We start from the raw sequence: 19,400 nt of genomic DNA on the forward strand, positions 1-19,400 counted from the left end.
GCGGGACCGTCAAGTTTAATTCTACTTTGTAATACTATGTTGCAACTCAGCTGATTGGCTGGTCAAGAGGTTCGCTGGATCGCTGGGGATTTCCGCAAATGCCTGAACGCGCTCCGCACGGCCTTTGCAATTTGGTGAGAAATCGTCGGATCTTCCCGAGCGAGGCCCTCGGTCAGCGCGCAGGTAGGCAGATGACGAACCGTGCACCCCGAGGTGCGTCCTCGACGTCTATCGACCCTCCGTGTGCGTCGATGATCTCTCTCGCGATGGCCAGACCGAGACCGGTGCCGCCCGTGCGACGGCTCCGGTCATCGTCGAGGCGCGTAAACCGCTCGAAGACGCGCTTCCGGTCCGCGCACGGAATCCCCGGCCCGTCGTCGTGGACGATCAACGTGACCCGGCGGTCGTCGCTGCCGAGCTCGACGCTGACCGATGACGAGGCATAGTGCTCGGCATTGTCGAACAGGTTGCGTACGGCCCTGGTCAGGTCGTCGCGACGGCCATCGACGGCAGCCGCCGAGACCGCGCCGGTGTCGACCCGCAGGTGGCCGCCACCACGGATCCGGGCCGCCTCGGCCAGGACGATGTCGTCAAGGTCCACCGGACGGGTCGCCGCGCGAGGGGTGCCGGCGTCCGCCCGGGCGAGGAACAGCAGGTCCCGGACCAGGCGCTCCATACGACGGTTCGCCGCGAGCAGGTCGGCTGCCGTGTCGTTCCAATTGGTGCCGTCGGGGTGAGCGAGTGCGACCTCCAGGTCGGTGCGCGCCGCGGCGAGTGGGGTCTGCAACTCGTGCGAGGCGTCCGCCACGAAGCGACGTTGACGCTCGGCGGCGGCATCCAACCGGTCGAGCATCATGTTCATCGTGCCCGCGAGCCGACTGATCTCGTCGTCCGTGGTCGGCACGGACACGCGCCGGTCGAGGGAGCGTTCGGAGATGTCGGCGACCTCGGCCCGGATAGCGTCCACCGGCCGCAGGGTGCGACCCGCGACCGTCCAGGTCGTGACGGCGACGAGTGCCAGCAGCAGTGGAGCACCGGTGGCAAGGGCGCCCTGGAGAACGTCGACGACGTCATCGACCGGGGAAAGACTCGCCGCAACGTAGACGGTCACCGGTCCCTCGGGCGTAGCCGTGGACAGCGCGATGACCCGGTAGCTGCCGGCCTCGCCGAAAGGAAGGCCGTCCACTGAGCGCACCTCGGGCCCCGCCACGGGGGAGCCGAACCGGGCGAGAGACTGATCGCGCCGAAGTCCGGCGGTGGCGGCCACCACCCGGCCGGCGCCGTCCACGACCTGGGCGATGCTTCCGTCGTCACCCTCGACGGCCAGCTCCGTGGGGAGCGTGCCCTGGCGAGCCAGAGTGGCGACGTCGTGCGCACGTACCCTCGCCATGTCGTCGACGCGTTCGACCAGCGAACGACGCAGAAACACCACCAGGCCCACGGCGGTGACCACGAGGGCGACACCAACGACGATCGTGGCGGCCACGGTGGTGCGGGCGCGCACCGTCGTGAGGCGTGCCCGAGGCCGGGGGTTTTCAGCCACCATCGGGGTTCAGTCGGTAGCCGACGAGACGGACGGTCTGGATCGCGGATCGACCGAACGGCTCGTCGATCTTCCTGCGTAGGTGCCGGACGTAGACCTCGACGATGTTGGGGTCGCCGTCGAACGCGAAGTCCCAGACGTGGTCGAGGATGGTGCCCTTGGAAAGCACTTCGCCCGGACGCCGCATGAGGAACTCGAGGAGGGCGAACTGGCGCGGAGTGAGTGAGACCTCCGTTTCCCCACGCCAGACCCCGTGGGCGGCGGGGTCGAGCCGCAGGTCGCCGACATTCAGCGTGGCCGGGCGCTCCCGCGAACCCCGGCGCAGCAGCGCCCGAATTCTGGCGACCAGGACGACATAGGAGAACGGCTTGGACAGGTAGTCATCGGCTCCGGTATCGAGAGCTTCCGCCTCGTCGAGCTCGCCGTCCTTGGCCGTGAGCATGAGAATCGGGGTCCAGTTGCCGGCCTCACGCAACTCGGCGCACACCTGGAAGCCGTTCTTGCCGGGAAGCATGATGTCGAGAACGATGACGTCGAAGTCGCCGTCCGTGGCCCGCCAGAGGCCGTCGATGCCGTCGAGTGCGACCTCAGCAGCGAACCCCTCGGCCTCCAGTCCACGCTTGATTGACCGGGCGAGATGCTTGTCGTCCTCGACCACGAGGATGCGCACTCCCCAAGTGTGCCACTCGCCGGCTTACTGCCCGCTGAAGCCGCCGACGCAGACCTCCGGCTTCGTCCGCGTTCAGCCGGTCTTCAGCCAACCCGCCGTACAGTCGCCATGACGTCCTGGTCGAACGGACCGCGGGTGGCGCGCCGCCACCTCGCACGGCGAGAGGGGGACGCTCATGGCCAGCGTGCAGCTCGAGGCGGTGCGGCTCACCAAGCGGTTCGGGGACCGTACGGCGGTTGACGGCTTGAGCTTCACTGCACGACAAGGCGAGGTCGTGGGACTGCTCGGGCCGAACGGGTCGGGCAAGACGACCACCATCCGATTGCTCACCACGGTGCTCGCGCCGACGAGCGGGGAGTTCTCGGTGGCTGGTGTTCCCTGCACCCGGCCGGGCGAGATTCGACGGCGGATCGGCGTGTTGCCGGAAAGCAGCGGCTATCCCGGACACCAGACGGGCGAGGAGTACCTGCGCTACCACGCGCGGCTGTTCGGCAACGCCCGTCCGGACGCCGCGCGGGTCGCCGAGCGGCTACTGGCGGAGGTAGGCCTGGCCGAGCGTGGCTCGTCGCGGATCTCCACGTACAGCCGCGGCATGCGGCAGCGCCTGGGCATCGCACGGGCGCTGGTCAACGATCCCGCTGTCGTGTTCCTCGACGAGCCGACGCTCGGGCTCGACCCGGCCGGGCAACGTCAGATGCTGGCGATCGTCCGCGAGATCGCGGTGGTCAGAGGAGCGACGGTCATCCTCAGCACCCACACCCTTCCGGACGTCGAGGAGATCTGCACGAGCGTGCTGATCCTTCACAAGGGAAAGGTCCTCGTCTCCGGCACCTTCGGCGAGGTCACCCGCGCTGTCCCCACCCAGCAGTACGCGCAGATGCGCGTACCGATCGAGTTGGTCGGTCGGGCCCGGCAAGCGCTCGCGGGCGTCGCCGGCCTGATGACAGAGCCCGCCGACGAACGTCCCGACATCCTCAGGATCTCCCTGAACGGATCGCCGGGCGCAGACAAGAGCGGCACGGGTACCGGGATGAACGCAGCACTGCGGGCCGTGCTGAGCGCCGACGTGCCGGTCCTGTCCTTCGAGGCCGAACGCGCGCGGCTCAGCGACGCGTTCCTTGCTATGACCGGGGAGGGTGTCCGATGACGACGGGTCTGCGGGGGCGGGTCCGGTTCGGCGAATCCAGCGCGGGCGGGGTTCGCGGCGATGGCCCGGGTTGGCGGGTCGTCGCCGAACAGGAGTGCCGCGATCTGTGGGTGAGCGGGCGCGGCCCGGTGTTGGTCTTCGCGTTCAGCGTCGTCCTGAGCGTCATGACCTACCTTGCCGGTACCGGTCAGGTGCTCAACTTCCTCGAGCAGCGGGAAGCGGTGAACCTCACCCTGCAGGTTGCGGTGGCGGTCGGCGTCCTCGTCACGCTGGTGGTCAGCGCCGACGCGATCAGCGGGGAGCGGGAACGGGGCACGTTGGAGAGCCTGCTGCTCGCACCCGTCTCCCGCCGGGCGATCGTGCTGGGGAAGATGGCAGCTGCCATGTCACTTTGGCTCGCGGCCTTCGTCGTGAGCGTGCCGTATCTGTGGGTACTCGGACGCGGAGTGTCCATCGTCGGGCAGGCGTTGCTGCTGGGCCTGCCCGTCGGCACGCTGCTGGCGGTCGCGCTCGCCGCGCTCGGTCTGCTGATCAGCGCCGTGTCGAGCTCCAACAAAGTCAGCCTCGCGGTGAGCCTGTTCCTGCTGGTGGCGCTCTTCGCACCGACCCAGTTGCCCGGCGGCGCGCCGAAGGGCTGGTTCGGTGATCTTCTCGTCCGGCTCAATCCGGTCGGCGCGGCGCTGCACTACCTGACGGCTGTGCTCGTCAACGGGCACGGCTGGACGCGGGACCTGTCCTACCTGATGTCTCCGCTACTCACCGCGGTACTGGCCGGCGGCGTCCTGGTTGCCGCCGGCACCCGGATCGTCAGGCTGCATGGAGGGGTGAGCGGAGCATGAAGACAGGGCTGGCCCTCGCAGGGCTGTTGGTGGCGCTGACGGCTCCCGTCGGCCTGACCGCTTCGGCGGCAGCCGCTCCGCCGCCACTGCCGGGCGTCGTCGAGGTCGTACTGGAGCAGAGCCGACTCAACACGGTCGTTGGTGAGCGGTTGACGCTTGAGTCCCGCGTGGTCAACTCGGGTTCCGTGCCGACCGACCGGCTGGTGGCCCACCTCAACGTCGCGAGCCTGGACGGCGTCTACGTCGACCTCGAGGACTGGTCGGCGGACGTGACCCGGGAAGTTCCGCCGGTGGCGCCAGGCAGCAGCACGTCACTGTCCTGGCAGAGTCAGGCCGTCAACACCGGCAGTTTCGACGTCTACGTCGTGCTCATGCCCGCAGGCGACTCCACGGCGGGTACGGGCCCGCTGGTGGTGAGCCAGCCGGTACACGTGACAGTGGCCGGAAAGCGGACCCTGACCGCAGCGGGCTCGCTGCCGGTTGCCATCGTCGTTCCGGTCGTGCTCGCTCTGGTGGCCGCAGCTGCCAGATACCGCAATCGGCGTACGAGTTGACAGGAGTAACTCACCCTCGGATTCAGGGTTGCCGAGCCGCGGTTATCCCGGCGCGAAGTCGACGCCGGTGGGGCGTCCGGCCGCATCCAGGACCGGTTTCAGCACCGTCTGATAGACGGCCGCGATCTTCGTTCGTCGGCACCGTGCTGCGCCTTGATCTTCGCAAGGGGTGGCGCTCTTGATCTTTGGGTCGAACCCGGCGGAGAGGGCCGAGAAGCAGGCGCCCGGAAACTTTCCGAGATGAACTCGCCGTCGAAGAACCTCAGAGTGTGCGGCGCGTACATGGCGAGCAGCTTGACCAGGCTGGTTCTCGCCCTCCCGCCCGCCCTGCCCGTTCGCCGTCGGCGGTCGAGCTCTCGATGGCGACCACGGTGAGGGCCACCCGGTCGAATGACGCGCGATCCTGCCCGCACAGGCCGGCAACGAAGGCATCGAGCGCGTCCTGGCGGCCTCTGCAGGGCGAGTCCGACGCAGTGGGGTTTTCGATCCCGGGGGCGATCTGGGCGTCCCTCCGCCCGGTCACGTCTCCCCCACCAGGGTGAGCACGATCGACAGCGACCGGCCGCATGTCGGCGAGCATTACGAGGAAATGGCGGCTCCGTCACTGTGGGCGCGGTCTCGGCTCGTCGACCGCCCACTCGACTTCGCCCTCCCGCGGTGCGAGCTCCCCACGCCGGGTGAGGTAGCGGCAAGTAAAGTCGCTCAATAACCAACCGCCTAACCAAGCGACAGCGGCGACGAAGATGAGGTCAAGAAACGCGATCGACGTAAGGCGACCAGCCCCCCAGGCGAGCGCGGCGATTACACCAGCTGGCCAAGTGATCCATCGGATTGGAACACCTTCGTCTGGCCTCATCAAACACCTCCGAATCGGACGGCCTCGACAGAGGCCAATGAGCGTGGACCAACACGATTAATCGGAATGGGTTATACCGGAGGCCTGTCTCGTGGCATGTCGTTCGTCGACTCATGGACTGAGAGTTTTCCAGGAGGCTACCCCTCGCGCCTGACTTGGTAAACCGTGATCGGACCTTACCTCGGCCTTTCTTTAAGGGCCGTTCAGGTCCTTGACCGAAAGTCAGGAAGGGGTCACCACGATGGGCGGACATCCGGGCCCTGCAATTGCAACCGTTATGCTCCAAATGTTCCGTCGCCCGAGGCGAACGCCGAGCACAAGGAGCTTCTTAACATCTACCAGCGGCGGGACGAACAGGCCGCCGTGCGCCTGACCCTCCAGCACCTGCAGGCCACCCTTGCGGCGATCGAGGAAGCTCACGCGGAACTGAGCCGAACCGCACAGCGCGCCCGGCGGATCCCCGATCAGCCGACTGTAAGCAGGCGCATCTAGAGCCGTCCGCCGGTGAACGCCAGGATCTCGCGGACCCGCTTCTTTGCGAGCTCGCAGTAGTCGACGGCGGCCTGCTTCGCGGCACGTGCGTCACGCCGCTCGAACGCTTCCACCAGGCGCCCTTGAACCTTCACGAACTTCTGTGACGTTTCCGGCGTCGACCCGAATGAGCGGGTCATCACGCTCTTGATGCTGAGACGACCGAACGTCGACGTGAGCAGCGGATTGCAGGCGAGGGACACGAGGTGCTCGTGAAACGCGTAGTTGGCGGCGAGATAGCCGTGAAAGTCCACGAACCGGTCGTCGACGAGCAGCGCGGCCATCGTGTCGAAACGGCGACGCAGCTCGGCCACCTCGTCATCGGTCACCCGATGCATCGATAGCGCGATAACGCCGAGTTCGATCGCGAGCCGGGCGTCGAAGGTCTCGTCGGAGGTGCGCACGTCGAGCGGCGCGACCACGTAGCCGCGGTCCGGGTCACGGCGGACCAGCCCATCCGACGACAGCCGGGTCAGCGCGTAGAACGCAGCTGCCGGGTCGACGTCGAGTTGCGTCGCCAGTTCGTCGAGCGGCAACGCGTGGTCGGCGGGGTACACCCGGCTCAGAACGAGCTCGCGCGCGCGTCCGTAGACCTCATCGTCGCGAGCGAACTCGAACCGGCCGAACCCGCCGCGGAAGTACGTCAGCGGCTGCCCCTGGCCGGCGGTCGCGGACACCACCCGCCCCAGAAAGATCGTGTGGGTACCGCCGACGACCGACTCGACGACCTCGCACTCGATATGCGCGAGGGCGTCGCTGAGCAGCGGCAGCCCGAACGCCCCAATGCGGAGGGCGACACCGCGAAATTTGTCACTGCTCGCGATGGCGAACTGCTTGGCGAGCTCGCCCTGGTCCTCGCCGAGCACGTTGACGACGTACCGCCTGGACATCGACACCGCCTGTGCGGTTGGGACGGCGTTGTTGATGCAAGCGAGCATCATCGGCGGGTCGAGCGACAGCGACGTCACGGAACTCGCGGTCATGCCGTGACGCTTGCCGTCCGCCTCGGTCGTGACGACGGTGACCCCGCTGGCGAGGTGACCGACGACGTGCCGGAAGTTGGCCGCATCCACCGACCGGTCCGTGCTGGTGCTGGCGGGCTTCATTCCACTACCTCCGTCGTCGCTGCCGGGATTGGCTGCGGACAGTGTCACGTCCTTCTTCCCGGTGCTGCTCATTGAACAAAGCGGGGGGAAGGTGGGCACTCACGCAAGCCGTGTGATTGCGGGTGCCGGGGTGCCGGGGACCGTAAGAAGGCTGCTGCTCCGCGTCGTACCCGGCGAGGTATCCGGTGGGACTGACGGATTCCGTCATCGCGGCGGGTGAATTTCACGTCGGGGGACAGTCCGCTTTCCCCGGTCCCGAGGCTTGACTTCTCGGATGATCAACGCAGCCGTCGTGGGCCTCGGATGGTGGGGCCAGAAGATCGTCACCGACCTGGCCAACAGCGAGCACGTTCGAGTCGTACTGGGCGTGGACGTCGCCAAATCCGCCCGTGAGCGCGGAGCCGAGCACGGCATCCGCGTGGCGACCTCGCTGGACGAGGCCCTCGCGGACGAGGCCGTCGAGGCGGTGATCCTTTGCACGCCGCACCGCTTGCACGCGGAACAGATTGTGGCCGCGGCCAGGGCTGGCAAGCACGTGTTCTGCGAGAAGCCGCTGACCACCAACGGCCGCGAGGCCCGTGCCGCCATCGCGGCGGTGCAGGCGGCGGGCGTGCAGCTCGGCATCGGCCACGAGCGCCGCTTCGAGCCGGCCGTCCAGCAACTGCGCGAGATGTGCCGCAGCGGCGAGCTAGGTACCCCGCTGGTGTTCGAGGGCAACTTTAGCCAGGACAAGTTCCTGGACCTGCCGGGCGACAACTGGCGGCTGTCCACCGCGGCCGCGCCGGTCGGCCCGCTGTCGGCCACCGGCATCCACATGGTCGACCTGGCGATCGCGGTGTTCGGTCGACCGGTGGAGGTGTGGGCCCGCCTCGCCACCCACGCGACGACGTTCGAAAACGGTGACACTCTCACAATCACCATGGGCTTCGAGAACGGCCGAACTGCGATGATCACGGCCATCCTCACCACGCCGTTCGTCGGCCGGGTGACGGTGCTCGGGTCCAAGGCGTGGGTGGAGATCCGTGATCGCAACCACCCCGAGCTCCCGCGCGGCTGGGATGTCACCACCGTGCACCGCGGAGCGGAGCCGAAGACGGTGTTCTTGCCGCCGTACCCGAGCGTCCGCGAGAACATCGAAGCGTTCGCCCGTGCCGCCGCCGGCGAAGCGCCGTACCCGGTGTTGTACGAGGAGATGCTGTACAACGTCGACGCGTTCGAGGCGATCACCCGCTCGGCGCACAGCGGGCTCGTTGAACGGGTGGGTGGTTCGTCGTGACGACCCCAGGCGCATCGTGGTTCGACAGCAGCCGGCTTCCCTAGCGGTCCGCGCCTAACCACTCCAGCGAAGAAACGTCTCGCGATCACCACCGAGTCGACACGGTGACCGAATGCACGATTTGCCCAGACACTCCGGCAGCGAGGATCCCGCACCAACTCCTGTCGCGTGGCTGACGCTGGGCATGTTGCCCACCGAGTGGATCCCTCGGTGGGCCGCGTTCTGGCTCGCAGGGGGATAAGACGGGCCAGCCCTCGCTGAGCTCGCCAGGCTTCACGGCGACGACCCGCACGGGTCCGGGCCCTGCTCCCGGCCGCGCTTGCATAATGTGGTGTTGCCGCGCCAGGAACAGATGGCGCCGCCGCGATGGAAGCCTTCACCCACCTGGCTCAGCTCTACGCTGACGGCAAGGCAGGCGAGCGGTGGATCGTCGACAAAGTCGACCAAATCCTCGCCAGTTCCGGATACGCCAACAGCGTTGTCTCCCTCCCCCTCGGCCAGCTCTACGGTCTGGACGACGAGTGGGCATGGGGGTGGGGTAAGCAGTTACGTAGCGGCGGCAGAGCAGCTGCGACTGCAACGAGCGCACGGTGCGAAACCGGCTGCACAAGACGGCGCTGCTCGGCCACTCCCTTCAGCGGCGGCGAACCCTGCCTGAGGTCGCCGTCCGGCTGGTACGGCTGCTCCTACGTCTCCCTCGCCCAGGCCGAACGCGAGGCGACGGCTTATCCGCACCGACGGTCAGGAGAGAAAGCCCGCCACCACGTCCGCAAAAGGCTTCGGGTGCTCGTATGCCGCGGCGTGCCCGCCCGGGAGCCACGCCACCGTCACCGCTGGAAGCGTCGCGGCGAACCATTGGGTCGCTTGCCGGAACGGCAGAGCGTCGTCCTTGCCGCACGCCACGAGCACCGACGCCGCAACCGACCCCACCACGGCGGTGGTGTCCGCGATCGCCAACGCCTCACATGTGCGGGCGTACCCCTCTGGGTCGCTGGCCAGCAGGATCCGGCGCACGCGCTCGACCGCATCGGTCGCGTCCCGGCGGAACGCCTCGGAGAACCACAGCGCCTCCATCGGCTCGACGGCGGCCTCGAGGCCCTCACGCCGCACCGTGGCCGCCCGGTTGCGCCACATCGCTCGCATGGCGTCGGGGTAGACCGCGACGGCGTCGGCGACGACGAGTCGCTTCACAAGGTCGGGCCGTCGAGCGGCGAGCACCTGGGCGACCAGGCCGCCGAGCGACACCCCTACGAGATGGACCTCGCTATGCCTGGCGATGTCAGCCTCGATCGCATCGGCGAAGTCATCAATTGTCGCGCCCTGCGGCGGCAGCGGGGCGGACCCGTGACCCAGCAGGTCGGGCACAACGACGTCGCCCACGTCGTCGGGCAGCGCTTCGACCACTGGGTTCCAGAACCGGTGGTCGACACCCAGCGGGTGCAGTAGGACCAGCGGGGCCTTCATGCACGCTCCCGGGCCGGAAGTCGTGGCGCCCGGGCGGGCGGGGGCGTCCGGGCGGTGTTCATCGTCATTGCCAGAGTGGTGTAGTAGCCGGCTGTGCCGACCACCTCGACGACCCGCGCCTCGCCCAGTGCCTCGACAGCGGAGGCGTACGTCGCGTCGGAGACCTGGCGCGTGATGTGCAGTTCGTCGAGCAGGTCGTACACATAACCGACCTCCGGCCGGCCACCCGCCGGCCGCACGCCCCGCGCGACGGCATCGACGACGTCCTCGGGGAGGCCTGCCTGCAACGCCAGCGGCTGGTGGTAGCCGAACTCGAACTCCTGGTCCCAAGCCCGCGCGACGTAGAGGATCACCAGCTCCACCAGGTCGTCGTCGAGTGCGCTGTCGAACCGCAGGTACTCGCCGACCAGTTGGAGCCGGGTCATCAGTTCGGGGCTGCGCAGCAGTGGCACGAACGGCCCGAAGACCGCGCCGCGCGGACCGGCGGCGATCCGTGCGGCGGCCGAGCGCTGCTCGTGGGTGAGCTCGGCGTCGGAGAGCAGTGGCAGGCGGTCGCTCACGCCGCGGAGCCCAGGGCCGAGTTGACGTCGGGCATGACCTTCTGCGCCATCAACTCCATCGAGCGGCGGGCCAGCCGCGGGTCGACCCAGTCCAGTCCGGCGTACACGAGTTCGCCGAACTCGCCGATCTCCTGGCGGAAGGCGAGGATCTGCTCGGTAACCGACTCCGGCGTGCCGGCGATGACCAGCTTGTCGAGAACGTAGTCGAGCGTGATCTCCTCGTCCGGCTGGTCCCGGTGCGTCTTGAACAGCTCGAGGCGGCCGAGTTTCCGCATCTTCTTCAGCATCTGCGAGTAGTAGAACCGGTACGGGCTGTCCTCGTTGTCGCGGCCGTAGGCCTGCGCCACGCTAGGGTCGTCGGCGATGAACACGGTACGAGCCACGCGCCAGTCGGCCGGGGCTGCCACCTCGCCGGCGGCTTGCTTGCCCTGAACATAGTTGGGCCAATGGGTGGCCACCCACTGCGGGAGCAGGAAGTTGGCCGACAGCGGGTGGAAGTCCCGTTGGCCCATCGCGATGACGCCTTTGGAGAACGGCGCCACGACGGTGCCGACAATCTCGGGCCGGGGCTGCTGGAGCGGCTTCGGCATGATGCCGACGCCGAAGTCGAGGTCGATGGTGGTCTCGGTGGTGACCTTGAACCGGTTGTCGGGCAGATCGATTGAGTACGGCGGGTCCAGCTCCCAGATTTTCGTGATCACGTCGATCGCCTCGGCGAAGATCCGATTGCGGTCCTCGTGCAGGATGCCGAGCGCCTCCGCGTCGGAGGTCAGCGCGCCCGGGCTGATGCCGAGGATGAACCGGCCGTTGCTGAGGTGGTCAAACATCGCTGAGTTCGCCGCTACCAGCGCCGGGTGCTGCTGTGACAGGTTCGTGGTGCCGGTCGCCAGCCGAATGTGCTGCGTGTCGGAGATCAGCGTTGCGAGGAACAGCAGGCTGTTGGTGATGTTCTCGTGCTGGTCGGTGAGGTGTTCTCCGATGAACGCGTCGTGGAAGCCCAGCGAGTCCGCCAGGATGACCGCCTCGCGGTCCTCCTGGAGGGTTTCGGCCCACGTCCGGCCGAGTGGGTGCAGCGGCATCGAGAAGTAACCCAGTCTCACGGCGTGCTCTCGCTTCCTGTGCGTCGCCCCGCGGTCTGTTCCGCGTATCGGCAGTCTCGTTCGTGATCTGTGTCTGGGCAGTGGCGTGGCCTGTGAATCCGCAGGCGGTGAATGACGCAAGTCGTCAGTGACGGTGCCGCCGCGGTAGCCAGCGCTGAACCATCGCTGTCATGCGGCTGGCGATGACGTGCAGGCGGCCGGCTTCGATGATCAGCCCGCGCACCGAGGGAGCCGGCAGGCGTCGTCGGTTCAGCGGCCGCCCGAAACGTCGAGCATGGTGCCGGTGATGTACGACGCTGCTGGTGAGAGCAGCCACACGACGGACTCTGCGACCTCGACGGCCGTGCCCGGCCGTCCCATCGGCTGCGCGGGGCCGAGCCGCGGCACGCGCCCCGGATCCCCACCCCCCGCGTGAATCTCGGTGTCGATGATGCCGGGGCGCACGGCGTTCACCCGCACGCCGTGCCGGGCCACCTCCAGCGCGAGTCCCCGGGTCATCGTGTCGACAGCGGCCTTGCTGGCGGCGTAGTCGACGTACTCCTGAGGCGAGCCGAGCTGCGCGGCGCGCGACGACAGGTTGACGATCGCGCCGCCCTTGCCGCCGGTCTGGGTGGACATGCGGCGGACCGCGGCACGGCAACACGCGGCCGCGCCGAAGACGTTGACGGAGAAGACCCGGCGCCAGCGAGCCATGTCGATTTCGACCATCGACCGTTGCTGTTCGAGGACCCCGGCGTTGTTGACCAGCGCGGCCAGCGGACCCAGCGCGTCGGCGACGGCGAACAGTCGCTCGACATCAGCCTCGTCTGCGACGTCGCAGCGCACGGTGCGCACCTCTACGCCCCGCTCGCCCAGCTGTTCGGCCAGCTCGGCCGCCTCGGCGTCGCGCGACCGGTAGCCCAGCACCAGGTCGTGGCCGCGGTCGGCGAGGAGTTCGGCCGTGGCAGCCCCGATGCCACGCGTGCCGCCCGTGACGACGGCAACTGGGCGGCTCACCGCGCCCCCCGCGGCTGGGATACGGCGTGGGCGAGCGCCGCGATGTCGTCGCCGCCGTGGCCTGCCGCGGAGGCGGTCGCGAGCAGCTCGAGCGTGACGGCGGTGAGGGGCGCGGCGTCGCCGGCCGCGGCGAGGATGAATCGGGCGTCCTTGATCCCGCTGTCGACTGCGAAGGAGAGCGGGTAGTCGCCTGCCGCCATCAGGGTGCCCTTGGCCGCGACGAACGGCGACTCCATCGGGCCGCCGTGGATCGCGTCCAGGAACGCTGTCGGGGCGAGGCCGAGCGCGCCCGCCACCGCCATCGACTCGGCGATGGCCGCCGTCACGTTGAGCACGAACGCGTTGGCCGCGAGCTTGAGCCGCGAGGCCGTGCCGGCCTCGCCGAGCCAGACGGTCCGGGAGCCGATGGCGTCGAGCACTGGAGTGAGCACGGCCCGCGTGTCGGCGGGCCCGGACGCCAGCACGACGAGGGTTCCCTGCTCAGCGGGATGTTTGGTACCGAGGACCGGCGCGTCGACGTACCGCAACCCGAGCTCGGCCGCCACGTCGGCCAGGCGCGCGGCGCCGTCGACGCCGACGGTGCTGGTCTGCAGCAGCACCGCGCCCTGCGCGAACGCTCCGACACCGTCGCGGAGCACCTCCTCGACGGTGTCGGCGTCCCACAGCATCGTCAGGACGACGTCGGCGTCGCGGACAGCGTCGGCGACCGTCGGGGCCACTCGGGCGCCGGCCTTGGCCAGCGGGGCCGCCCGCTCGGGCGTGCGGTTCCAGACGTTGAGCGGCAGCCCGGCCGCGGCGAGGTTGCGCGCCATCCTGGCGCCCATCACCCCGGTGCCGAGCACGGAGACGCGGGGACCGTTGACCTGACCGGGACTCGTGTATACCTTCACGCCATGATGTATACCAAGCGGACGGCACCGTGACCACGGCCCACATCCAGCCGACGGTGGCGCTCCCCTCTGGACCACTGGCGACCGGGCTACGCATCGGCGGCCGGGTCGTCGAGGGGCGGGGCCCTCGGCTCGATGTCGTCAATCCCGCGACGGGCGGCGTGCTCGCGGTCGCCGACAGTGCCGACCAGGCCGACGTCGAGGAGGCCGTCCGGGTCGCCCAGGAGGCCTTCGACTCCGGCGTGTGGAGCCGGATGCCAATCCACGAGCGGTCGCGGATCCTGCACCGGTTCGCCGACGGGATCGCGGCGCGGATGAGCGACCTCTACCAGCTGGAGACCGCCAACAACGGCCGGCCACTGACCGAGACGAAGGCGCAGATCACCCGGCTGCCGGAGTGGTACCGCTACAACGCCTCGCTGCTGCTCGCGGACCGCGACGCGGTGGTCCCGATGCCCGGGCCCTACCACTCGTACACCAGCCGGCTGCCCCTCGGCGTGGTCACGATCCTGGCGTCGTTCAACCACCCGATGATGATCGCGTCGAAGTCCCTCGCGCCCGCGCTGGCGACCGGCAACTCGGTGGTGCTGAAGCCGTCCGAGCAGACCCCCCTGACCGCGATGCTGCTGGCCGACATCGCCCACGAGGCCGGCATTCCCGACGGCGTACTCAACGTCGTCAACGGCCTCGGCCCGGTCGTGGGCGCCGCTCTCACCGAGCACCCGTTGGTAAAGAAGGTGGTGTTCACCGGCGGCACCGAGCCTGGCCGGTCGATCGCGCTCGCGGCCGCGAGGCGCTTCGCCAAGACCACACTAGAGCTCGGCGGTAAGTCGCCGGTCATCATCTTCGGTGACACACCCGTCGACGTGGCCGCGCGCGGCGCCGCGTTCGGCGGCTTCATCGGGGCCGGCCAGACCTGCATCGCGGGTAGCCGGCTGCTGGTGCACCGCAGCATCCACGACGGGTTCCTCGACGCGCTGACCGCGGTCGCCGAGGGAATTCGCATCGGCAACCCCAGCGACGAGTCCACACAGCTCGGCCCGGTGATCTCCGCCCGAGCCAGGGACCGGATCCTCGGCCGCATCGCCGAGGGCGTGCGGTCCGGCGCCCGCGTCGTCACGGGTGGCGCCGCCGCGACCGTGCCCGGGCTGGAGGACGGCTTCTTCGTGCAGCCGACCGTGCTGGCCAATGTCACCAACGACATGACCGTGGCCCGCGAGGAGATCTTCGGGCCCGTCGTCGTGGCGATCCCCTTCGACGAGGAGGACGAGGCCGTCGCGATCGCCAACGACTCGCCGTACGCCCTCGGCTCCGCGATATGGACCCGTGACATCGCCCGCGCCCACCGCGTGGCGTCCCGGCTCGAGGCCGGGATGGTCTGGATCAACGACCACCACCGCCTGGACCCGTCCTCCCCGTGGGGTGGTCTCAAGGAGAGCGGAATTGGCCGCGAGGGCGGCTGGGAGTCGTTCCACGACTTCACGCAGGTGCGTGCGGTCACCGTCCGGACGGCGCCCGACGACGTTGACTGGTACGGCGGCAAAGCGACCGGAAGGCTGAACTGATGAGCGACCTGACCATCCACCCGGTCGAGAACGGCGTGATCCTGGCCGAGCTGTCCCGGCCCCCGGAGAACCTGTTCAGCATCGAGCTGTGCGGACAGCTGGCGGCCGTACTCGACGACCCGCCGGAGGGCGCGCACGTGCTGCGCCTACGGGCAACCGGTGACGTGTTCTGCCTTGGCCGCGACCGTGGCGGCTCGACCCCGGCCGAGGTGCGGGCGGAGGCCGAGGCGCTCGCCGGGCTCACCCGCTCGGCGCAGCGGACGAGGCTGGTGACCGTCGCCGAGGTGCAGGGCGACGCGGCCGGGTTCGGTGTCGGCTTGGTGGCGGCCTTCGACGTGTCGGTGGCGGTGCGGGACGCGGCCTTCCGGTTCCCCGAAGTCGGCATCGGCCTCGCGCCGGCCCTGGTCCTCGCCTGGCTGCCTCGCGTGGTCGGCCGCCGGAAGGCTTTCTGGCTCACCGCGACGGGAGAGCCACTGGCCGCCGAACAGGCGGCGGAGCTCGGCCTGCTCAACGAGGTGGTCGACACGCGTGACGCCCTGACCAAGCGGGTCGACGACATGGTTGCGCAGCTGCGCGCCCGCAGCCCGCGGGTGCACGGCGACATCAAGGACATGCTCAGGGTGTTCGGCGATGTTGGCGACGAGCGCGCTCTCGACGTGAGCATCGACCGGCTCGTGGTCGGGTCGCTACGCCGTGGCGAGCGCTGACGTGGCGGCATGACGGGTTCAACCGACGTACGGCAGACTGCTCGGGTGTCCACCGAGTCGGCCGCCGCGCGAGTGGCGGGTAGCCTGCGCGAGCGTGTGTCCAGCGGACAGCTCCGGCCGGGGACCGCGCTGTCGCAGGCCGGCCTGGCCGAGGAGTACGGCGTTAGCCGCATCCCGGTCCGCGACGCCCTCCAGCAGCTCGCCAGCGAAGGGCTCGTCGAGCTACGCGGCGCCACCGCGGTGGTGACCCCGCTGTCCATCGACGACCTGCAGGAACTCTACGAGCTGCGTGAGGCGGTCGAACCCGTCGCCACCCGGCTCGCCGTCCCGCGGGTGGGCCGGGCCGGCATCACGCGGATGACCCATCTGCTCGCGGTGATGGATGACCCGGCCATCTGGCCGGGCACCTGGGTGGAGACCAACGCGGCTTTCCACGCGGAGGTCTACACGCTGGCCGGACGGCCGCGCATGATCGCGATGGTCGAGCAGCTGCGGCGGCTCACCGACCGCTACATCTATTTCCACCTCGACGTGGTCGGCCAGGCCGGGCACCTGCAGGAGGAGCACCGGCAGATCCTCGACGCGGTGAAGGCGCAGGAAGCGCGGGCTGCCGCCGAGCTCACCCGCGCCCACCTCGCGTCGTCACACGCCGTCGTGCTCGACTACCTGCTCACCCAGGAGCGGGACGGGGCTTAGCGCGCCACCATCCCCGCGGACAGGTCGATGTCGGCCGCGCAGAGGCCGGGCATGTGCAGCATCGCGACGACGGCCGCGGCCACCTCGTCCTCGGTGAGCATCCGGTGCAGCGCTGCCCGCGACACGAACGCCTCCTCGGCCTCCTCGTACGTCGTCCCGGTGCGCTCGGCCTCCAGGTTGAAGTTGCGGGTCATCCGCGGCCCCTGGACCGGACCCGGCGACAGGCAGTTCACCGAGACGCCTGCCGGGCCCACTTCGTACGCGAGTGTCGCGGTCAGCCCGATCACCGCCATTTTGGAAGCGGTGTACGGCGTGCGGCGGGTCAGCGGGCGCTTGCCGCTCACCGACGCGAGGTTGATCACATCGCCGACGCCCCGCTCGACCATCGCCGGGAGGAACGCCCGGCACATCAGGTAGATGCCGCGGACGTTGGTCGCGAAGACGTCGTCCCACTCGTCGGGCTCGATGTCGACCAGCGGCGCGACGGGGCCAGGGACGCCGGCGTTGTTGACCAGGATCTCCACCGTCTCGTCGGCCACCTCCTCGGCGAGCGCGGCAACGCTCGCCGGGTCGGACACGTCGGCCGCCGTGACCCGGACGCTCCCGGGCATCGCCTTGGCCTCGGCCGCCACTGCATCGAGCCGCTCCCGGTTGCGCCCGACCGCGACCACGCGGGCGCCGCGGGCCGCGAGAGCGAGCGTGATCGCACGGCCAAGCCCGCTGCCGGCACCGGTCACGACGGCGGTACGGCCCGCCACCCGGTCTCCCGGGAAGGCGGGCCCGTCGACGGTGGTCACGCCGGACCGTCGAGCAGGGCGACCGCGCGGGTCGGGCCGCCGTGGGCGCCGAGCACCTTGAGCGGGAAGCCGATGAACGTGAACCGCTTGCCGATCAGCTGGTCGAGGTTGGTGAGGTTCTCGTAGTGGGTGATGTGGTGGCGGCGGCACATCATGTGGCACGGGTAGGACTTGCTGGTCGGGTTGTCGGGTGTCGGGCTGTCCACGCCGAACGTCTTCACCCCGTGCTCGACGATCCATTCGCTGCCGGTCTCCCCGAGACCGGGGAATTCGGTGAGGTACTGCGGCTGCCCGGCGTACCGGCCGTGCGTCCCGGTGTGCAGCAGCAGGATGTCGCCGCGCTCGACGGTCACGTCGACGGCGTCCTGCGCCGCGTCGAGGTGCTCGGCGGTGATGTCCTGGCCGGCGCCGACGTGCGAGACGTCGAGGCAGACCGCCGCGCCGTAGAACAGGTCGAGCGACATCTGGTCGATGGTCTGGGCCGACGGGTCGGGGTCGAGGTGGGAGAACGAGTCGACGTGGGTCGGGCCGTTGTCGTTGAAGATGATGCCCTTGGTCTGGAACGAGAAGCCGCCCACGAAGCGCAGCGCCGTCTCTTCGTGCAACGCGTGGTCGAACACCACGGTCTTGAGGTGGCCGGGATAGACCTGCATGCCCTGGTAGATGTCCTGTGACAGGTCGACGAGCTGCACGTCGACGCTCCCTTCCGTCGGGCCGGCCCCGCTGACCGGGGTGGCTGGGTGTCGGAACTCTAGGGCGGCCGCGCGCGGCACGGACGCTCCAATCGGAGTAGATTTACGGTCATGAACGCACCGATCGATGAAGCGCTCCGGCGCCCCGGTTCGGCAGCCCCGACACCGCCCCGGCCCGGGACCACCGCGTCGCCGTTCGACATCGCGGACCGGATCGCCGAGGTGGTGGGCGGGCCGGTCATCCTGGAGGACCCGTCGTTCCGAGTGGTCGGTTACTCCGCTTTCGTCGGCCCGATGGACCGTGGCCGCGCCGAGGCGATCCTCGGCCGCAGGATCCCGGGTGTGTGGCTCGAGCATCTGACCCGGACCGGAAGCCTCGACCGGCTCCGCGGCACCGCGGACGTCGTCGACCTGTCCGACGGCCCGCGGAAGGCGCACCGCCGGCTGATCACGGCGTTCCGGGCCGGAGACCGCCTGCTGGGGTTCGCCTGGGTCGCGGAGGGCGAGCGGCCGCTCGGCGACGGGGCGGCCCGCATCTTCCGCCGCGCCGTCGACGAGGAGACGCCCGCCCTGCTGCGGCACCTTGAGCGGCTCGACGCCGAGGAGGCGCACCGGTCGCGGCTCGCCTCCGCGCTGCTCGACGGACTGCCCGGGGCACCTGCAGCTGCCGACCGGCTCGGCTTCGACCGGGACGGGCGCTTCGTGGTCCTGTCCGTCGCCGGTCCGGCACAGGCGCGGGCACGGACGGAGGACGGGGAGGCCGGGAGGACGCGCCTGCTGGAGCACCTGCGGCTCTGTCTTGACTCGTTCCACCGCCGCTGGGTGGTGACCCCCCGCGGCGACGGCGGGCTCGCCCTGGTGGCCCTGCGCGCCGAAGAGTCCGAGAAGACGGCCGCGCGGCTCGGCCAGGAGGTGTTGAGGCTCGCCGGCGACGGCCCGCTGCGCACCATGAGGGTCGCGGCGAGCTCGGTCGGCGCCGGCCTCGCCGTCCTGCCGCGGCTGCGTGCCGAGGCGACGGCCGCGACAGTCGTGGCAGGCGACGACGGGTCGTTCGTCGCGTACGCAGACGTCGACGCCGTGGTGCTCGTCGCGGACGTGGTTGCCGCGCTGCCGGCGGGTGTCCGGCTGTCGGGGATCGATCGGCTGCGCGCGGCCGACCGCGGCACCGGGCCAGAAGGCGGCGAGCTGGAGCGCACTCTGCGCGCGTTCCTCGCAGCGTGCGGCAGCGCCTCGGCGACGGCCCGTGAGCTCGGCGTGCACGTCACCACCGTCCGGCACCGGCTCGACCGGATAGCCGCGATTTCGGGGCTCCGGCTCGACCGCCCCGAGGTCCGCATCGCCTGCGACCTCGTGCTGCGCCGCCCCTGAGCCTGGGACACCTGTCGCCCAGCAGTCCGGCGGCCCGGCACTG

At 69.7% G+C, this 19,400-nt stretch carries 18 protein-coding genes; 8 read left to right on the forward strand and 10 right to left on the reverse strand.

The window, feature by feature from the left end:
* Window positions 1–172: 172 nt before the first annotated feature.
* Together ACFYPS_RS30525 and ACFYPS_RS30530 are read right to left on the reverse strand one after the other, a co-directional pair.
* A complete protein-coding gene (locus ACFYPS_RS30525) occupies window positions 173–1,504 on the reverse strand; it encodes a sensor histidine kinase (RefSeq protein WP_387328907.1) in 1,332 nt (443 codons plus the stop codon).
* A 31-nt stretch (window positions 1,505–1,535) separates the two neighbouring features.
* Entirely contained in the window at window positions 1,536–2,213 is a 678-nt protein-coding gene (locus ACFYPS_RS30530) for a response regulator transcription factor (RefSeq protein WP_387328910.1), read from the reverse strand.
* A 175-nt stretch (window positions 2,214–2,388) separates the two neighbouring features.
* Here ACFYPS_RS30530 and ACFYPS_RS30535 point away from each other — a divergent pair, with 175 nt between their 5' ends.
* Genes ACFYPS_RS30535 through ACFYPS_RS30545 form a run of 3 tightly spaced genes read left to right on the forward strand, consistent with a single transcriptional unit; the run spans window position 2,389 to window position 4,753 of the window.
* Entirely contained in the window at window positions 2,389–3,360 is a 972-nt protein-coding gene (locus tag ACFYPS_RS30535) for an ABC transporter ATP-binding protein (RefSeq protein ID WP_354968046.1), read from the forward strand.
* A complete protein-coding gene (locus tag ACFYPS_RS30540) occupies window positions 3,357–4,199 on the forward strand; it encodes an ABC transporter permease (protein ID WP_387328913.1) in 843 nt (280 codons plus the stop codon). The genes ACFYPS_RS30535 and ACFYPS_RS30540 overlap by 4 nt, the downstream gene beginning before the upstream one ends.
* A complete protein-coding gene (locus tag ACFYPS_RS30545) occupies window positions 4,196–4,753 on the forward strand; it encodes a hypothetical protein (protein ID WP_354968044.1) in 558 nt (185 codons plus the stop codon). The genes ACFYPS_RS30540 and ACFYPS_RS30545 overlap by 4 nt, the downstream gene beginning before the upstream one ends.
* A gap of 1,344 nt (window positions 4,754–6,097) precedes the next feature.
* Here the strand turns inward: ACFYPS_RS30545 and ACFYPS_RS30550 are convergent.
* Entirely contained in the window at window positions 6,098–7,318 is a 1,221-nt protein-coding gene (locus ACFYPS_RS30550; RefSeq protein ID WP_387328916.1) for a flavin reductase, read from the reverse strand.
* A gap of 202 nt (window positions 7,319–7,520) precedes the next feature.
* Between ACFYPS_RS30550 and ACFYPS_RS30555 the strand changes: the two genes are divergently transcribed.
* A complete protein-coding gene (locus ACFYPS_RS30555; protein ID WP_354968042.1) occupies window positions 7,521–8,522 on the forward strand; it encodes a Gfo/Idh/MocA family oxidoreductase in 1,002 nt (333 codons plus the stop codon).
* Window positions 8,523–9,263: 741 nt separating this feature from the next.
* On the opposite strand, the gene ACFYPS_RS30560 is transcribed toward ACFYPS_RS30555, so the two are convergent.
* From ACFYPS_RS30560 to ACFYPS_RS30580, 5 genes are all read right to left on the reverse strand, one after another.
* Window positions 9,264–9,986, reverse strand: a complete 723-nt coding sequence (locus ACFYPS_RS30560; protein WP_354968041.1) for an alpha/beta fold hydrolase — start codon at window positions 9,984–9,986, stop codon at window positions 9,264–9,266.
* Window positions 9,983–10,546 carry a carboxymuconolactone decarboxylase family protein gene (locus ACFYPS_RS30565; RefSeq protein ID WP_354968040.1) on the reverse strand — a complete coding sequence of 188 codons (564 nt, stop codon included), beginning with the start codon at window positions 10,544–10,546 and terminating at the stop codon, window positions 9,983–9,985. Before ACFYPS_RS30565 ends, ACFYPS_RS30560 begins: the two co-directional genes overlap by 4 nt.
* Window positions 10,543–11,646: an LLM class flavin-dependent oxidoreductase gene (locus ACFYPS_RS30570; protein ID WP_354968039.1), complete on the reverse strand. Its 1,104-nt coding sequence runs from the start codon at window positions 11,644–11,646 to the stop codon at window positions 10,543–10,545. Before ACFYPS_RS30570 ends, ACFYPS_RS30565 begins: the two co-directional genes overlap by 4 nt.
* Before the next feature lie 249 nt (window positions 11,647–11,895).
* On the reverse strand, window positions 11,896–12,642 hold the full coding sequence (locus ACFYPS_RS30575; protein WP_354968038.1) for an SDR family oxidoreductase: 747 nt from the start codon (window positions 12,640–12,642) through the stop codon (window positions 11,896–11,898).
* A complete protein-coding gene (locus ACFYPS_RS30580) occupies window positions 12,639–13,532 on the reverse strand; it encodes an NAD(P)-dependent oxidoreductase (protein ID WP_387328922.1) in 894 nt (297 codons plus the stop codon). Before ACFYPS_RS30580 ends, ACFYPS_RS30575 begins: the two co-directional genes overlap by 4 nt.
* Window positions 13,533–13,561: 29 nt before the next feature.
* Between ACFYPS_RS30580 and ACFYPS_RS30585 the strand changes: the two genes are divergently transcribed.
* Genes ACFYPS_RS30585 through ACFYPS_RS30595 form a run of 3 tightly spaced genes read left to right on the forward strand, consistent with a single transcriptional unit; the run spans window position 13,562 to window position 16,500 of the window.
* Window positions 13,562–15,097: an aldehyde dehydrogenase gene (locus ACFYPS_RS30585; RefSeq protein WP_354968036.1), complete on the forward strand. Its 1,536-nt coding sequence runs from the start codon at window positions 13,562–13,564 to the stop codon at window positions 15,095–15,097.
* Window positions 15,097–15,804: an enoyl-CoA hydratase/isomerase family protein gene (locus tag ACFYPS_RS30590; RefSeq protein ID WP_354968035.1), complete on the forward strand. Its 708-nt coding sequence runs from the start codon at window positions 15,097–15,099 to the stop codon at window positions 15,802–15,804. The genes ACFYPS_RS30585 and ACFYPS_RS30590 overlap by 1 nt, the downstream gene beginning before the upstream one ends.
* Window positions 15,805–15,849: 45 nt before the next feature.
* Window positions 15,850–16,500: a GntR family transcriptional regulator gene (locus ACFYPS_RS30595; RefSeq protein WP_354968034.1), complete on the forward strand. Its 651-nt coding sequence runs from the start codon at window positions 15,850–15,852 to the stop codon at window positions 16,498–16,500.
* Here the strand turns inward: ACFYPS_RS30595 and ACFYPS_RS30600 are convergent.
* Together ACFYPS_RS30600 and ACFYPS_RS30605 are read right to left on the reverse strand one after the other, a co-directional pair.
* Window positions 16,497–17,297: an SDR family NAD(P)-dependent oxidoreductase gene (locus ACFYPS_RS30600; protein ID WP_354968033.1), complete on the reverse strand. Its 801-nt coding sequence runs from the start codon at window positions 17,295–17,297 to the stop codon at window positions 16,497–16,499. The genes ACFYPS_RS30595 and ACFYPS_RS30600 overlap by 4 nt on opposite strands.
* Entirely contained in the window at window positions 17,294–17,989 is a 696-nt protein-coding gene (locus ACFYPS_RS30605) for a cyclase family protein (protein WP_354968032.1), read from the reverse strand. The genes ACFYPS_RS30600 and ACFYPS_RS30605 overlap by 4 nt, the downstream gene beginning before the upstream one ends.
* Window positions 17,990–18,100: 111 nt before the next feature.
* On the opposite strand from ACFYPS_RS30605, the gene ACFYPS_RS30610 reads away from it, so the two are divergent.
* The gene (locus tag ACFYPS_RS30610; RefSeq protein ID WP_354968031.1) at window positions 18,101–19,357 is read left to right on the forward strand and encodes a helix-turn-helix domain-containing protein; all 1,257 of its coding nucleotides are present in this window, start codon (window positions 18,101–18,103) and stop codon (window positions 19,355–19,357) included.
* The last annotated feature ends 43 nt before the right edge of the window (window positions 19,358–19,400 follow it).

The organism is Micromonospora sp. NPDC005087 (genome assembly GCF_042872965.1).
GTDB lineage: Bacteria > Actinomycetota > Actinomycetes > Mycobacteriales > Micromonosporaceae > Micromonospora.

Bases quoted from the DNA above. Each gene is read 5' to 3' on its own strand.
- ACFYPS_RS30560 (WP_354968041.1), bottom strand. From the start codon at position 9,986: ATGAAGGCCCCGCTGGTCCTACTGCACCCGCTGGGTGTCGACCACCGG.
- ACFYPS_RS30610 (WP_354968031.1), top strand. From the start codon at position 18,101: ATGAACGCACCGATCGATGAAGCGCTCCGGCGCCCCGGTTCGGCAGCC.
- ACFYPS_RS30550 (WP_387328916.1), bottom strand. From the start codon at position 7,318: ATGAGCAGCACCGGGAAGAAGGACGTGACACTGTCCGCAGCCAATCCC.
- ACFYPS_RS30540 (WP_387328913.1), top strand. From the start codon at position 3,357: ATGACGACGGGTCTGCGGGGGCGGGTCCGGTTCGGCGAATCCAGCGCG.
- ACFYPS_RS30555 (WP_354968042.1), top strand. From the start codon at position 7,521: ATGATCAACGCAGCCGTCGTGGGCCTCGGATGGTGGGGCCAGAAGATC.
- ACFYPS_RS30535 (WP_354968046.1), top strand. From the start codon at position 2,389: ATGGCCAGCGTGCAGCTCGAGGCGGTGCGGCTCACCAAGCGGTTCGGG.
- ACFYPS_RS30545 (WP_354968044.1), top strand. From the start codon at position 4,196: ATGAAGACAGGGCTGGCCCTCGCAGGGCTGTTGGTGGCGCTGACGGCT.
- ACFYPS_RS30590 (WP_354968035.1), top strand. From the start codon at position 15,097: ATGAGCGACCTGACCATCCACCCGGTCGAGAACGGCGTGATCCTGGCC.